Source organism: Streptomyces sp. NPDC005811 (assembly GCF_040630405.1).
GTDB lineage: Bacteria > Actinomycetota > Actinomycetes > Streptomycetales > Streptomycetaceae > Streptomyces.
In genome coordinates, this window is sequence record NZ_JBEXXK010000025.1 from 12828 (window position 1) to 26473 (window position 13646).

The window sequence follows — 13646 nt, forward strand, 5'->3', positions numbered from 1 at the left end:
GCCGGTACGCGGTCCCGACCGGCCGGCCGACGTCCCGAGGAGCCCCGCCATGACCACCCGTGTCCCGCAGGAACGCCGACGCCGCCGTCCCACCCGCTCGGGGGTGCTGCTGTCGGAGGAGCTGATCGTGGAGACCGCGCTGCGGCTGATCGGCGAGCACGGCCCCGAGGCGCTGAGCGTCCGGCGGCTGGGCACGGCCCTCGGCTGTGACCCGACCGCCCTCTACCGGTACTTCCACGACACCGACGACCTGGTGCTGGCCATCGCGGACCGGATCATCGGCGACGCCATGGAGGGGTTCGTGCCCGGCGAGGACTGGGTGGCCGCCCTGCGCGAGATGGCCCGCCGGGTCCGCGCCGGGTATCTCGCCCATCCCCGCGCGGCGGCCTTCGCCTCGTACCGGGTGACCCGGCGCGCGAACGAGATCCGCGCCGTCGAGACCGGTATCGGCCTGCTGCTCTCCGCGGGCTTCGGCCCCGCCGACGCGACCCGCCTCTATCTGACCTTCATCGACACCGTGCTCGGCCACGCGGCCATGGACGCCGCGTTCCTGGCCCTCCCGCGCGGTCAGCGCGAGGCCGACCACCGGGCCTGGAGCGAGGTCTACCAGGGCCTGGACCCGGCCGCCCACCCCGCCCTGACGACCGTCCGCCAGGAACTGCAGACCCTGGGGGACAGCTCCTTCGAGCAGGCCGTCGACCTCCTCCTGGAGGCCCTGACGGCCCGTGCGCCGGGGGCCTGATCCCCCGCTGTCGGTGGCCCGCAATAGAGTCGGCGTGATCACAGCGTGGCGCCAGGACCGGGAGACGACGTGCCCCTTTTCGACATCGCGGAGCCGGAGACGGACGGATGGGACGCGTGGCTCGCTCACGCGGAGGCCCTGACCGCGGCCGGTGATCCGCGCGGGGAGGCGATCCGGCTGGAGCACCTGTGCGAGACCGGCGACGGGGACCGGGCCCGACTGGCCGCCGCCTACGCGGAGGTGGAGCGGCGGCTGGGACTGGAGGGGCTGCGCGGCGACGGCTCCTGGCGCTTCACCTGGACGCGCGGCTTCCTCGACGAGGCGTCCTTCCGGCCGGCCGAGGACACCCGGCCGCACCGCCGCGCCCTGGTGGAACGGCTCCTGGCCGACCTCCCGCACACCACCCCCGCCGACCCGGCCGACCCCGAGCAGGGGGAGGGCGCACTCATCGACGCCCTGCTCTCCCACCCGGCCGCCCGCCGCCTCCGTACGCTCGCGCTGCACCTCACCGACTACCACCGCTCCGCCGAACACGCCGCGGTCGCGCTCGGCGCCCGGGAGCGCCCCCGGCTGGAGCGCCTGTACTTCGGCTACGACTTCCAGTACCTGTTCGAGGACGGCGCATCGTCGACCGGCAGCCCGATCAACCCCCTGGACTTCCAGGGACGAGGACTGGTCCAGACCGACTTCTGGGACGCGCTGCCCGCCCTGCGCACCCTCGAACTCGAAGGCGCGTTCCTCTTCCACTCCGTGCGGCACGAGACGCTGACCCGACTGCGCACCCGCGGTTCCGTGATCTCCGACGGCTCCCTCTTCGGCCTCGGACCGACGCCCGGCCTGGAGTCGTTGACGATCGACATCGGCACCGACGTCTTCGGCTGCTCCTGCTCGATCGACCAGCTCGACGAACTCGACGCCTCCCAGTTCCCCCACCTGAGGGAACTCGACCTCACCCGGGCCGAGTTCGACACCACCCCGCACGAACTCCTCTCGGTCCTCGCGGACTCCCCGATCCTGCCCCAGCTCGAACGCCTCTCGCTCGGCGCGCTACCGGGGGACGCGGTGACCGAACTGGCTCCTCGGTTCGCCCATCTCCACCTGCGCGTGGACGGCGCCGACCACGGGGCGCCGTAGGCGTCGCCGGATCACATGAACGGGCGACGACGCCTTCTCGTACCCCTGGTTCGGCAGCAGGGCCACCCGCTGCTGTTCTGGTGGCCGCCCCAGGCGCATGCACGTCGGCGAAGCGCCGGACGGCCGCCGCGCCGGAGCCGTGCGCCGCCCGCTGGACGGGGGTGCTCAGGGGCGCTCGTCGCCCTGCTCGGGCGTCCGCCTCATGACGCGGACCGCGTTGGCCTCGGCCTCGCGCTCGAAGCGGTCGCCGGGGTCGGAGACGCTCAGTCCCGATCCGTTGTCCGTACCGGCCACCGGGCCCTGGCGCTGCTGGATGACGTGCGTCAGCTCATGGGCGAGGGTGTGCTTGTCGCCGCCGCCGTCGCCGATGACGACATGGCTGCCGGAGGTGTAGGCGCGGGCGCCCACCTCGGCGGCGGAGTTCCGGGCCGTGGCGTCGGTGTGCAGCCGGACGTCGGAGAAGTCGGCGCCGAGGCGGGACTCCATCTCCTGGCGCAGCGGTGTGTCCATCGGCCTGCCCGGCGCGCGCAGCACGTCGTGCACGGCGGAGCGCTGCACCGGCTCCGCCGTGGCCTGCTGGTGGCCGCAGCTCGCGTCGTGCCGGTGCCGGCTCCGCTGGAGCAGGTGGACGACGGCCGCGTTGCCGGCGGTGCGCTGGAGCGCGAGAAGTGAGTCGGGCACCCGTGCGTTCGGGGCCCCGACGGGCCGCGCGGGCACGCTCCTGGCGGGGCGCTGCGGCTGCTTCACAGAGGTCGTCGGCTCTTGCGCGTGCATGGACTTCCGCTCGTCGGGCTGGCAGTTTCGCTGTGCTCTGCCTGCCTACCCGGTGCGACGGCCGCGGGTAAGGGGCTTACGGGCACGATGCGTCGGCCCCCGGGGGCAGGGCATCGGGTCCGTGGGGCAGGGGGGCTCGGCCCGGGCCCGTCGCCGTGGCGCGTACCGCCTGGATGTGCAGGTCGATCTGGGCGGTGAAGAGGGCGTCCTCGTCGGTGGCGATGGCGAGGGCCGGGATGCGGGAGGCGCGGGGCTCGTTGCGGGCGATGGTGGCGTAGAGGGCGGCCAGGGCGGCGTCGTCCCTGCGGCGGAGGTCCTCGTCCAGGGACTCGCGCATGGCGTCGACCGTGAGCAGGCCCATCACCGTGTCGGTGAACAACTCGTAGTGGAAGACGGCCTGTTCCTGGGTGAGGCCGGCGTCCAGGAGGAGCCGGAGGGTGGCCAGGGCCACGGCCTGGTCGCCCGGGCCGCCGGTGTTGCGGTAGCCGAGCCAGGCGAGGGTGACCGCGTGCCGGCGCCCCACCTCCCGGCCCAGCAGGGCGAGTCGGCGCAGATCGGCCGCCCAGTCGCCGCTCGGGGCGAAGCGGCCGGCGATCTCCACGAAGATCTGGTCGGCCAGCGCGAGCATCAGCTCGTCCTTGTCCCGGAAGTGCCGGTAGAGCGCCGTGGCGACGACACCGAGGCGGGTGCCCAGGGCGCGGAAGGAGACGCCGGCCGGGCCTTCGGCGGTGCTGATCTCCACGGCCGCCTCGATGATCTGCTCCCGGGTGAGCGTGCTGCCCCGGCGTCGCCCTCCGGTGGTTCCTGCCGCTCCCATGGGTCTCCTCCCGCAGCTCCGCACGCCTGCGGTGATCCTAGGGAACAGCGCGGTCATCGGTCCAGACAACACCCTAGACAACAGTGTTCACATTGCTGTTCAATCGGGGCCACGTCGACGCCACGTACCCCTTCCGGCGCCACCCCCTCCCCCCCCCGCACAGTGATTCCGCACCCGCTTCCCTCCCGGAGCCGTGAGATGCCCCTTCCCGTGCACCGTGCCGAACCCGCCCCCGTCCCCGACTCCGCGACCCAGGTCATGGTCGCCATGCGGGACGGGGTGCGGCTGGCCACCGACCTCTATCTGCCGCCCGGCCGCGACGACCGCACCGGCCGTGCGGACCGGCTCCCCACCGCGCTGGTCCGGCTGCCCTACGACAAGAACAGCCGCTACGTCTTCATGGACCGCATCGCCGCCTACCTGACCGCGCGCGGCTACGCCGTCGTCGTCCAGGACGTGCGGGGCAAGTTCCGTTCCGAGGGCGAGACCGTGCCGTTCGTCCACGAGGCCGACGACGGCTACGACACGATCGACTGGATCACCCGCCAGGACTGGTCCGACGGACGCGTCGGCATGCTCGGCGACTCCTACTACGGCGCGACCCAGTGGGCGGCCGCCTCCGCCGGACACCCCGCCCTGAAGGCGATCGCCCCGCGGGTCACCGGCGCGGACGGCATCCGGCCCGACTACTGGAAGGACGACGGCGTCATCCAGCTCTTCGGCGCCCTCTACTACGCCGCCTACTGGAGCGACCGCTGGGTGTACGAGTTCGAGCCCGACCTGAGCCGCCGTCCGCTGGTCGAGGCGCTGCGGGAGGTGACCGACGGCATCGGCACCCGGTCGGCCCTGTGGGACTTCTTCGTCCCCGAGGTGAAGCCGCTGCCCGCGTTCCCGCACGGCCATCCCTTCGACGGCCCCCCGCTGCCGGTGCTGCACCAGGCCGGCTGGTTCGACAACTGCCTCCAGCCCAGCATCAACGACTGGGCCGAGCTGGCCGCGCGCCCGGACTGGGCCCCGCTCCAGTACCTGCACGTCGACTCGATCGACCACGAGAACTACCACCTCGACGACGCCCCGGTACCGCCCGAGCTCGACCACGCGGACGTGGACGCGGCGGTGGACCGGCTGCTGCCGCGCCACCTGGACCCCCTCGTGGAGTTCTTCGACGTGTTCGTGAAGGGCGAGGGAACGCCGGAGCGACTGCCCCGGGTGCGCTGGCACCACGGCCACGTCGGCGACCGTACGGCGAACAGCTGGCCGCCCGCCGGGGCGCGCACCCTGCGTCTGCACCTGGACGGGGGCGGCCTGCGGCCGGACGCGCCGGCCGGGGAAGCGGCCGTCAGCTGGGTGCACGACCCGTCGGACCTGGTGCCCAGCCTGGTGCCGGACTCGTTCTCCGCGCTCCGGGACCACATCGACGAGTCCCCCCTCCACGACCGCGCGGACGTGCTGACCTTCACCACCGGCCCGGTGACCGCACCGCTGGACCTGGCCGGCCCGGTCCGGGCCACGCTGACCGTCGGCACCGACGGACCGAGCGCGCACGTCTACCTCAAGCTGCTGGACGTGTCCCCCGACGGGGCCGCGCACGCGCTCGTCCGGGGCCAGCGCCTGATACCGGGCGGCCCGCCCGCGCCGGTCACCTTCGACCTCACCCACACCGGCTACCGGCTGCGCCCCGGACACGCGCTGCGGCTGCACATCGCCTCCAGCGACTTCCCCACCTACCTGCCGCACCCGGGTACGGAGGAGAACCCGTGGCTCGCCGCCGACGGCAGGACGACCACGCAGACCCTGCGCACCGGCGGGGAGCACGACTCCCATCTCTCCCTGACCGTCGTCGACGCGGCGAGTCCGTCGTGACCGCGCTGCGACGGCTGCTCCTCGCGGCGCTCGCGCTCGCGCTGGCCGGCTGCACCGGCCTGCCCCGCACCGAGCCCGGCAGCACGACCCTGCGCAGCACGTCCGACAAGGCCACGGGACGGCTCGACTCGCTGGTGTGGGACCTGCCCGCCGGCGAGCCGACCACCCTCGACTACCAGCAGGCGGGCGACTCCTCGCCGTATCTCGTGGTCAGCAACCTCTGCGACAGCCTCCTGCGCCTGAACCCCGACTTCAGCACCTCGCCGGCGCTGGCCCGCTCGTGGGACCAGCCCGACGCACGGACCCTGGTCCTGCATCTGCGCGACGACGTGCGGTTCTGGGACGGCACCGCCCTCACCTCCGCCGACGTGGTCCACAGCCTGAAGCGGCAGCTCGCCCCGAACGCCGTCGCCTCCTCCTTCTTCGTCAACGTGAAGTCGATCGAGGCGACCGGCACTTACACCGTCACCGTCCGCTTCACCCGCCCCGACGAGCTTTTCCTCAAGGAACTCGCCACCACCGCGGGCACCGTAGTCCAGGCCCGCCACGCCCAGCGGGCGGGCAGGAAGTTCGGCACGGCGGCCGGCGGTGTGATGTGCTCCGGCCCCTTCGAACTGGCCGCCTGGAAGTCGGGCGCGAGCATCGAGCTGAAGGCCAACCCCCACTACTGGGACGCCCGGTACCGGGCCCACGCCCGCAAGGTCACCCTGCTCTTCGTCACCGACACCACCGCGCTCACCCAGGCCCTGGCCAGCGGCGCCGTCGACGGCGCCTACGACGTCCCCAACGCCGCGCTGCCCACCCTCAAGGGAAGCGTCGCCGGACAGCTCCACTACGGCCCCAGCCTCAAGTCCGTGCAGGTGGCCCCGCTCCAGGAGAAGGGAATCTCCGCGGAACCGGACATCCGCCGCGCGCTGTCCCTGGCCATCGACCGCACCCAGCTGGCCGACACCGTCTACCGGGGCGCCGCCACCCCCAGCACCACCGTGCTCCCGGCCACCGGCTGGGACCCGGAGGCCGAAGCGGTCTACCGGAAGGCCGCCGCCGACCTGCCCCTCGCCCCCACCACACCCACCGCCGCCGACCTGCGCACCGCCCGCGCCCTGGTCGCCGAACACCCCGGCCTGCGCTCCGGCACCCTCGCCGTGGCCGCGGGAAACCAGGACCAGATCAACGCGGCGGCCGTGATCCAGCAGGCGGCCCGCGCCATCGGCATCACCCTGACCATCCGCCAGCTCCCGGCCCTGCAGTTCTCCAGCATGTTCTACGACCCCACCTACCGCCGCGGGCTGGACTTCGTGCTGGCGGAGGCGTTCCTGGACATCCCCGACCCGCTGGACTGGATCCCCAACCTGGTCCTGCCGGACGCGATGTTCAACTGGTCCGGTTTCGACGACCCGGTCGCCTCGGCGGCGCTCACCACGGCGCAGCAGACCCTCGACGCGCACCGGCGCGCCGTGCTGATCACCGACGCCCAGCGCCGCTGGGAGGCCGAGACCCTCGCCGTACCGCTGCTCTCCCCGTACGAGGTGACGTACATGAACAAGCGCATCACGGGAGCCACCACCTCCTTCGCCCAGACCTTCTCCCCGTCCCTCGCGCTGATCGGCAGCAGGTGAGTGTGATGAAACCCTTCGCCCGTACGGCGGCCACGGCCCTGCTGCGGCTGCTCGGGGTCGCCGGCAGTGTGCTGGTCGCCGCGTTCGCCCTGTTCGCCGCGCTGGCCGCGGCGCCCGGCGACCCCGCCAGCCGGCTCGCCGGCACCCACGCCTCCGAGCGCACCCTGGAAGCCATCCGCCACCGGCTCGGTCTCGACCAGCCGCTCCCGGTCCGCTTCCGGGACTGGCTCACCGGCCTCTTCCACGGCGACCTCGGCACCTCGCTGACCTACCGCCAGTCCGTCTCCTCGCTCATCGGCCCGCGCGTCGGCGACACCCTGCTGCTCGTCGCGTACGCCGCCGTACTGATCCTCGTCCTCGGCCTGGGGCTGGGCATCTGGGCCGCGCTGTCCCGCCGTACCGGCACGGCCCTCACCGCGCTCACCGGCGTCGGTCTCGCGGTGCCCTCGTTCGTCGCCGCCTCCGCGCTGGTCGCGCTGCTGGCGGTGAAGGTCCACTGGTTCCCGGCCCTGGGCGGCGGCGGTCCCTCCCTCGGCGACCGTCTCCAGCATCTGACGCTGCCCGCCCTCACCCTCGCGCTGTCGTCGGCCGCCTATCTCGCCCAGATGACCAAGGCCGCCGTACGCGAGCAGGCCGACCGCGAACACGTGGAGACCGCGCGCAGCCGCGCCCTGCCCGGCCGCCGGATCCTGCGCCGGCACATCCTGCGCAACGCCATGATCCCCATCAGCACGGCCGCGGGCCTGACCGTCGGCGGGCTCATCGCCGCGGACGTCGTCGTGGAGCAGGCCTTCGGGCTCAACGGGCTCGGCGCGACCCTGGTGGCCGCCGTGGCCCAGAAGGACACCCCGGTCGTCCAGGCCGTCGGCCTGCTCATGGTCGTGGTCTTCATCGTCGTCAACGCCGCCACCGACGCCCTGCAGGCGGCCCTCGATCCGAGAATCCGGGCGGTGAGCTCCCGATGAGCAACGTGTCCGCCGTACGGTTCGGCACCCGCGGGCTGTCCCTGCGCCTGCCCCTGCGCGGTGTCTCGCCCTCCGTCCAGGCGCTGACCGCCCTGGCCGCGCTGCTCGTGGCGCTGGCCCTGTTCGCCCCCGTGCTCGCCACCCACCGACCCGACGCCGTGAACATGGCGGAAGCGAGCCGGGACCCGTCCGCCGGGCACTGGCTCGGCACCGACGCCCTCGGCCGCGACCTGTACTCCCGGCTGCTGTACGGCGCCCGGATCAGCCTGCTCGGCCCGGCCCTCGTGATCGCCGGGGCCACCGCGAGCGGCGTCGCCCTCGCCCTGCTGTGCGCCTGGCGGGGCGGCCGCCTCGACCGGATCGTCAGCCGGATCAACGACATCCTCTTCGCCTTCCCCGGCCTGCTCCTCGCGGTCCTCGCGGTCGCCGTGCTCGGCCCCGGACCGACCGCGCCCGTGGTGGCCCTGGCCATCGCCTACCTGCCGTACATGGCACGCATCGTGCGCGGGGTGGCGGTGCGCGAGCGCCGGCTGCCCTACATCGCCGCCCTGGAGGCCGCCGGGATGTCGGCCCGGCGCATCACCGTGCGCCATCTGCTGCCCAACCTCGCGCCGTTCGTCGTCGCCCAGGCCACCGCCGCCTTCGGCTCCGCGCTCATCGACCTCGCCGGTGTGTCCTTCCTCGGCCTCGGCGTCCAGCCGCCCACCTCCGACTGGGGGCTGATGGTCTCGGAGGGCCAGTCCTCGCTGCTCGCCGGAGCGCCCGGGCAGAGCCTGATGGCCGGCGGCCTGATCGTCCTCACCGTCGTCGTCTTCAACCTCCTCGGGGACGCCATGATCGCCCGTAGCCACCAGGAGACCCTGCGATGACCGACCTCGCGCCCCTGCTGCGGGTCGACCACCTCGGTATCGACCTGCACCCGCGCCGCCAGGAACCCCGCACCCTCGTCCACGACGCCTCCTTCGCCCTCGCCCCCGGTGAGGCCCTCGGCCTGGTCGGCGAGTCCGGCTCCGGCAAGTCCCTCACCTCGCGGGCGATCATCCGGCTGCTGCCGCGCGACGCCCGCCCGCGCGGCACGGTCGCCTTCGACGGCCAGGACGTGCACGCCCTGCACGGGGACCGCCTCACCCGCTACCTCGGCCACGACGCAGCGATGATCTTCCAGAACCCCCGGGCCCACATCAACCCGGTCCGCAGCCTGGGCGACTTCCTCACCGAGCCCCTCGTCTGCCACCACGGCCTGAGCCGGGCCGAGGCGCGGGAGCGGCTGGTCCCGCTGCTCGCCGAGATCGGCATCCCGGACGGCCCCCGCCGCCTCGCCCAGTACCCCCACCAGCTCTCCGGCGGCCTCCTCCAGCGCATGATGATCGCCTTCGCCCTCGTCACCGGACCCCGGCTGCTGCTCGCGGACGAACCCACCACCGCACTCGACGTCACCACCCAGCGCGACGTCATGGCGATCCTCGACGAACAACGGCACGAACGGCACCTCGCCCTGCTCTTCGTCACCCACGACCTCGCACTCGCCACCGCCGTCTGCGACCGCATCGCCGTCATGTACGCGGGCACCATCGTCGAGCAACGCCCCGCCGCCGCCCTGCACTCCGGCCGCCGCCACCCCTACACGGCCGGACTGCTGGCCGCCCGCCCCGGCCTCGGCGCGCCCGGCGCCCGGCTGCCCGTGATCCCCGGGCGGCCCGCCGCGGCCCACGAGACACCCGAGGGCTGCCCCTTCGCCCCGCGCTGCGCCTTCGCCGAGGACCGGTGCCGCGCCGAACGCCCGCCCCTGCGCCCCGACGGCGACGGCGGCGTCGCCTGCCACCGCGCCGACGAACTCGCCGGCGACCTCGACCGCACGAAGGAGGAAGCGTGACCGCTCTGCTCGAGGTCACCGGCCTCACCAAGCGTTACGCCGGCCGCCGGGAGGAGGTCACCGCCTGCGAGGACATCACCTTCCGGGTGCGCCGGGGCGACGCCCTCGCCCTGGTCGGCGAATCCGGCGCCGGGAAGTCCACGGTGGTCCGGCTCGTCGCCGGCCTGGAGCAGCCGACCGCCGGTCGCATTCTCCTGCGGGGCGACCCGATCGACGCCCGCCCCAGGGGACGTACGGCCCGGCTGGCCCGGGCCGCCACCGTCCAGATCGTGCACCAGGACCCCTACTCCTGCCTCGACCCCCGCCAGACCGTCGGCGCCGGACTGGCCGAGCTGCTGCGTCTGCACGCCCGCCGCCTGGGTCCGGGCGCGGCCACGCGGACCCGCGTCGCCGACCTGCTCGACACCGTCGGCCTGCCGGGGCTCGCCGACGCCCGCCCCGCACGCCTCTCCGGCGGCCAGCGCCAGCGCGCCGCCATCGCCCGCGCCCTGGCCGTGGAGCCCGACATCCTGCTGCTCGACGAGGCCGTCGCCGCCCTCGACGTCTCCGTCCAGGCCCAGATCCTCAACCTCCTGGCCGACCTGCGCGAACACAAGGGAACCACCCTGGTCTTCGTCACCCACGACCTCGGCGTCGTACGGCAGCTCTGCCAGGACACCGTGGTCATGCGGGGTGGGAGGGTCGTCGAGGAGGGCCCGGTCGCCCGCGTCCTGACGGCACCCCGGCACCCCTACACCCGGACCCTGCTCGACTCCGTCCCCCGCCCGGGCTGGCACCCACGCCGGACGTCCGGGACGGCGGCGGCCCCCTGACCGCCTCGCCGTGGTGGACGCGGCGGCGCGGGGTGGGTCAGTTGCGGCCCGCCATGACGCCGCCGTCGATGTCCCAGACGGCGCCGGTGACCCAGTCGGTCCGGTCGGACAGGAGGAAGGCGACCGTGGCGGCGACGTCGTCGGGGGTGCCGGTGCGGCCGAGGGGGTGGAAGGCGTTGAAGCCGTCGAGGGCGGAGTCGAGGTCCGTCTTGGGGATGAACTCCTCGTAGATGGGGGTGCGGACGACGGCGGGGGCGACCGCGTTGACACGGATGCCGTGGGAGGCGAGTTCCATCGCGAGGTGCCGGGTGAGGGAGTGCAGCCCGGCCTTGGCCATGGAGTACGCCGAGGAGGGCGTGGCGGCGACGGCCTGGTGGGCCCACATCGAGCCGATGGTGACGACGGATCCCCCGGCGCCGCGGGCGATCATGTTGGCGGTGACGGTCTGGGTGAGGAGGAAGAAGGCCCGGTTGAGGGCCTGGTAGCGGTCGTAGTCCGCGGGCGTGTGCTCCAGGAACGGCTTGGGGGCGAAGACGCCGGCCGCGTTGACGAGGAGGGTGGCGTCGGCGTGCTCCTCGGTGAGGGTGACGCGCAGCCGGTCCACGGCCGCCGGGTCGGCCAGGTCGCCCGCCAGGCCGACGGCCTCGCCGTGGGCGGACAGGGCGGCCGCCGCCCTCTCGGCACCGGCCTGCGTGCGGCCGGTGACGACGGCGGTGCCGTCGGCGTCGAGGACATGGCGGGCGACGGCGTACCCGATGCCGCTGGTGCCGCCGAGGACGACGACCTTCTGCCCGGAGAGGTCGAGGGTGGTGCCGGTCATGTGGTGCTCCCGTGTGGTTCCAAGGAACGGTTATGCCTCAGTCGGCCGGAAAGGCCGAGGCCTGCGGTGGATGCCGCGATTTACCGGCCAAGTTAGGCATCCGCCGAGGCGGAAGGTAGGGGAGCTTGTTGAATCCGGCTATAAGGGGTGCGTATGGCTAGTGGCGGGTGGACGCGAGGTTGTCGGCGAGGTGGCGCAGGTCCGGGGCGAGCGGGGAGTCGGCGCTCCACACCGCTTCGAAGGAGATCTGCACCTCGCGGCCCGCGTTCAGCAGCGGCCGGTGCGGCACGTCGGGCGAGGTGAGCTTGGAGCGGGGAACCATCGCCGAGCCCAGGCCCAGCTTCGTCCAGTCCTCCAGGACCTGATAGCTCGCGGCCTCGCCCGGATAGGTGCGCAGGGGCATCTCGTGCGCCTGGAAGAGCTGGGTGGTGAAGGTGGTCAGGCCACACGTGTCCGGGACGAGGATGAACTGCTCCTTGCCGGCCTCGTCCAGTTCGAGCGGGGTGACGTCCGTGGCGTCGGGGCCGACGACGACGATGGGCTCGACGTCGACGACCCGGTGCTCGAAGCGCGGCATCGCGGCCACGGCCGGGATCAGGATGATGTCGAGCCGGCCGGCGAGCAGACAGGCGCGCAGGTCCTGCATGTTCGCCTCGCGCAGCACCAGGTCCCGGGGCAGGGGGAGATCGCGCACCATGCCGAACGCCCGGGCGACCAGGGGCGAGCCGATCAGGGGCGAGAGACCCATCCGGATCTTCTGCTCGCCGGGCTCGGTGAGCCGCTTCGCCTCCGCCGCGACGGCGTCGAGCGCCACCAGGGCGCGCTCGATCAGCGGAAGGATCCGGGCGCCGAAGGCGGTCGGGGTCACCCCGCGCGGCGACCGGTCGAAGAGCCGGTCGCCCAGGCGCTCCTCCAGTTTGGCGATGCCGTTCGACAGCGCGGGCTGGGTGACGCCGTAGGCGCGCGCGGCGGCGCTGAACGACTTGGTCTCGGCGACCGCCCGCGCGTACCGGAGCCCTTCGGGATTCAGGCGATCGATCATAGCCACCGCTTATCGCTCCATTCACCGACGTCCCCTACCGGGCCTGTTCGGCTCTGCCTACGGTGGGTCTGCTGCTCGTTCAGCATAACCACCAGCTATACGCCCCGGCGTGTGCGGACAGGAAGAGGCACCACGTCGGAGACCGCCGTGGCCATGGTCGTGACCGAGCCCGGGGGGCCGCTGCGACCCACCCCGGCCGCGACGGTGTCGCCGACGGGCACCTGGGTCCGGGTGTCCGTCACCGCGAGCGGCGTGTGCCACGCCGACCTCGGTACGGCCGCCGCCACCGGTGCCGGTACGTCCTTCCCGGTCACCCCGGGGCACGAGGTGGCCGGCGTGATCGCCGAGACGGGCGACCGGGTCGAGGGCTGGGCGGTCGGGGACCGGGTGGCCGTCGGCTGGTTCGGCGGCAGCTGCGGGCACTGCGCCTTCTGCCGGGCGGGCGACGTCGTCCACTGCCCCGGGCGGAAGGTGCCCGGACTGTCCTATCCGGGCGGCTGGGCCCGGAGCATCACCGTGCCCGCCGACGCGCTCGCCCGCATCCCCGACGGACTCGATCCGTTCGACGCCGCCCCGTTCGGCTGCGCGGGCGTGACCACCTTCAACGCCGTCCGCGGGGCCGGGGTGCGGGCGGGCGGTCGCGTCGCCGTGTTCGGGCTCGGCGGACTGGGGCACCTCGCCGTCCAGTTCGCCGCGCGGCTCGGCTACGAGACCGTCGCCGTCGGCCGGGGGAGCGACCGCGAGGAACTCGCCCGCGCACTCGGCGCGCACCACTACCTCGACAGCGAGGCGCACGCCCCGGGAGCCGCCCTGAAGGACCTCGGCGGCGCCGACCTCATCGTCCACACCGCCTCCTCCACCGCCCCCGTGGCCGACCTGCTCACCGGGCTGCGCGTGCACGGGCGGCTGACCCTCGTCGGCGTCGACGCCGGAAGTGTCACCGTGCCCGCGGCCCGGCTCGTCATGAACGGCCATACCGTCACCGGCCGGTTGACCGGCAGCCCGCGCGAGACGGAGGAGGCGATGCGGTTCGCCGTCGTCAACGGCGTACGGCCGATGATCGAGCGCATGCCGCTGGAGCGGGCCGGCGAGGCCCTGACCCGGCTGCGCTCCGGAGCTCCCCGCTTCCGCATCGTCCTCGACCCCGCCGACGGCGCGGCTTCGGCCTGACCGCGACCTGATCGG

The 13646-nt window shown here is 73.7% G+C and carries 12 protein-coding genes and 1 pseudogene; 9 read left to right on the top strand and 4 right to left on the bottom strand.

Features of this window, described 5'->3' with window-relative positions; all coding sequences use genetic code 11:
- Window positions 1-49: 49 nt before the first annotated feature.
- Window positions 50-742: a TetR/AcrR family transcriptional regulator gene (locus ABZ490_RS26025; protein ID WP_358994421.1), complete on the top strand. Its 693-nt coding sequence runs from the start codon at window positions 50-52 to the stop codon at window positions 740-742.
- A 69-nt stretch (window positions 743-811) separates the two neighbouring features.
- Complete coding sequence (locus ABZ490_RS26030; RefSeq protein WP_358994425.1) at window positions 812-1876, top strand: hypothetical protein; 1065 nt, start codon at window positions 812-814, stop codon at window positions 1874-1876.
- 201 nt (window positions 1877-2077) lie between these two features.
- Here the strand turns inward: ABZ490_RS26030 and ABZ490_RS26035 are convergent.
- A pseudogene (locus tag ABZ490_RS26035) lies at window positions 2078-2650 on the bottom strand (DUF4157 domain-containing protein); the annotation flags it as partial.
- A 76-nt stretch (window positions 2651-2726) separates the two neighbouring features.
- Window positions 2727-3467 carry a helix-turn-helix domain-containing protein gene (locus tag ABZ490_RS26040; protein ID WP_358994428.1) on the bottom strand — a complete coding sequence of 247 codons (741 nt, stop codon included), beginning with the start codon at window positions 3465-3467 and terminating at the stop codon, window positions 2727-2729.
- Between the two features lie 198 nt (window positions 3468-3665).
- Between ABZ490_RS26040 and ABZ490_RS26045 the strand changes: the two genes are divergently transcribed.
- Genes ABZ490_RS26045 through ABZ490_RS26070 form a run of 6 tightly spaced genes read left to right on the top strand, consistent with a single transcriptional unit; the run spans window position 3666 to window position 10599 of the window.
- Window positions 3666-5330 carry a CocE/NonD family hydrolase gene (locus ABZ490_RS26045; protein WP_358994430.1) on the top strand — a complete coding sequence of 555 codons (1665 nt, stop codon included), beginning with the start codon at window positions 3666-3668 and terminating at the stop codon, window positions 5328-5330.
- Entirely contained in the window at window positions 5327-6949 is a 1623-nt protein-coding gene (locus ABZ490_RS26050; RefSeq protein WP_358994433.1) for an ABC transporter substrate-binding protein, read from the top strand. The genes ABZ490_RS26045 and ABZ490_RS26050 overlap by 4 nt, the downstream gene beginning before the upstream one ends.
- 5 nt (window positions 6950-6954) lie before the next feature.
- Window positions 6955-7914 (top strand): ABC transporter permease, encoded by a 960-nt coding sequence (locus ABZ490_RS26055; RefSeq protein WP_358994435.1) that lies wholly within the window; start codon window positions 6955-6957, stop codon window positions 7912-7914.
- Window positions 7911-8783, top strand: a complete 873-nt coding sequence (locus ABZ490_RS26060; protein WP_358994438.1) for an ABC transporter permease — start codon at window positions 7911-7913, stop codon at window positions 8781-8783. The genes ABZ490_RS26055 and ABZ490_RS26060 overlap by 4 nt, the downstream gene beginning before the upstream one ends.
- Window positions 8780-9787, top strand: a complete 1008-nt coding sequence (locus tag ABZ490_RS26065; protein WP_358994440.1) for an ABC transporter ATP-binding protein — start codon at window positions 8780-8782, stop codon at window positions 9785-9787. Before ABZ490_RS26060 ends, ABZ490_RS26065 begins: the two co-directional genes overlap by 4 nt.
- A complete protein-coding gene (locus ABZ490_RS26070) occupies window positions 9784-10599 on the top strand; it encodes an ATP-binding cassette domain-containing protein (RefSeq protein WP_358994443.1) in 816 nt (271 codons plus the stop codon). Before ABZ490_RS26065 ends, ABZ490_RS26070 begins: the two co-directional genes overlap by 4 nt.
- 37 nt (window positions 10600-10636) lie before the next feature.
- Here ABZ490_RS26070 and ABZ490_RS26075 read toward each other — a convergent pair whose 3' ends face one another.
- Both ABZ490_RS26075 and ABZ490_RS26080 read right to left on the bottom strand, forming a co-directional pair.
- Complete coding sequence (locus ABZ490_RS26075) at window positions 10637-11419, bottom strand: SDR family oxidoreductase (protein ID WP_358994446.1); 783 nt, start codon at window positions 11417-11419, stop codon at window positions 10637-10639.
- Between the two features lie 157 nt (window positions 11420-11576).
- Window positions 11577-12461, bottom strand: a complete 885-nt coding sequence (locus ABZ490_RS26080) for a LysR family transcriptional regulator (RefSeq protein WP_358994766.1) — start codon at window positions 12459-12461, stop codon at window positions 11577-11579.
- A gap of 111 nt (window positions 12462-12572) precedes the next feature.
- Here ABZ490_RS26080 and ABZ490_RS26085 point away from each other — a divergent pair, with 111 nt between their 5' ends.
- Window positions 12573-13631 (top strand): alcohol dehydrogenase catalytic domain-containing protein, encoded by a 1059-nt coding sequence (locus ABZ490_RS26085; RefSeq protein ID WP_358994449.1) that lies wholly within the window; start codon window positions 12573-12575, stop codon window positions 13629-13631.
- The last annotated feature ends 15 nt before the right edge of the window (window positions 13632-13646 follow it).

Bases quoted from the DNA above. Each gene is read 5' to 3' on its own strand.
- ABZ490_RS26060 (WP_358994438.1), top strand. From the start codon at position 7,911: ATGAGCAACGTGTCCGCCGTACGGTTCGGCACCCGCGGGCTGTCCCTG.
- ABZ490_RS26065 (WP_358994440.1), top strand. From the start codon at position 8,780: ATGACCGACCTCGCGCCCCTGCTGCGGGTCGACCACCTCGGTATCGAC.
- ABZ490_RS26080 (WP_358994766.1), bottom strand. From the start codon at position 12,461: ATGATCGATCGCCTGAATCCCGAAGGGCTCCGGTACGCGCGGGCGGTC.
- ABZ490_RS26025 (WP_358994421.1), top strand. From the start codon at position 50: ATGACCACCCGTGTCCCGCAGGAACGCCGACGCCGCCGTCCCACCCGC.
- ABZ490_RS26045 (WP_358994430.1), top strand. From the start codon at position 3,666: ATGCCCCTTCCCGTGCACCGTGCCGAACCCGCCCCCGTCCCCGACTCC.
- ABZ490_RS26040 (WP_358994428.1), bottom strand. From the start codon at position 3,467: ATGGGAGCGGCAGGAACCACCGGAGGGCGACGCCGGGGCAGCACGCTC.
- ABZ490_RS26075 (WP_358994446.1), bottom strand. From the start codon at position 11,419: ATGACCGGCACCACCCTCGACCTCTCCGGGCAGAAGGTCGTCGTCCTC.
- ABZ490_RS26055 (WP_358994435.1), top strand. From the start codon at position 6,955: ATGAAACCCTTCGCCCGTACGGCGGCCACGGCCCTGCTGCGGCTGCTC.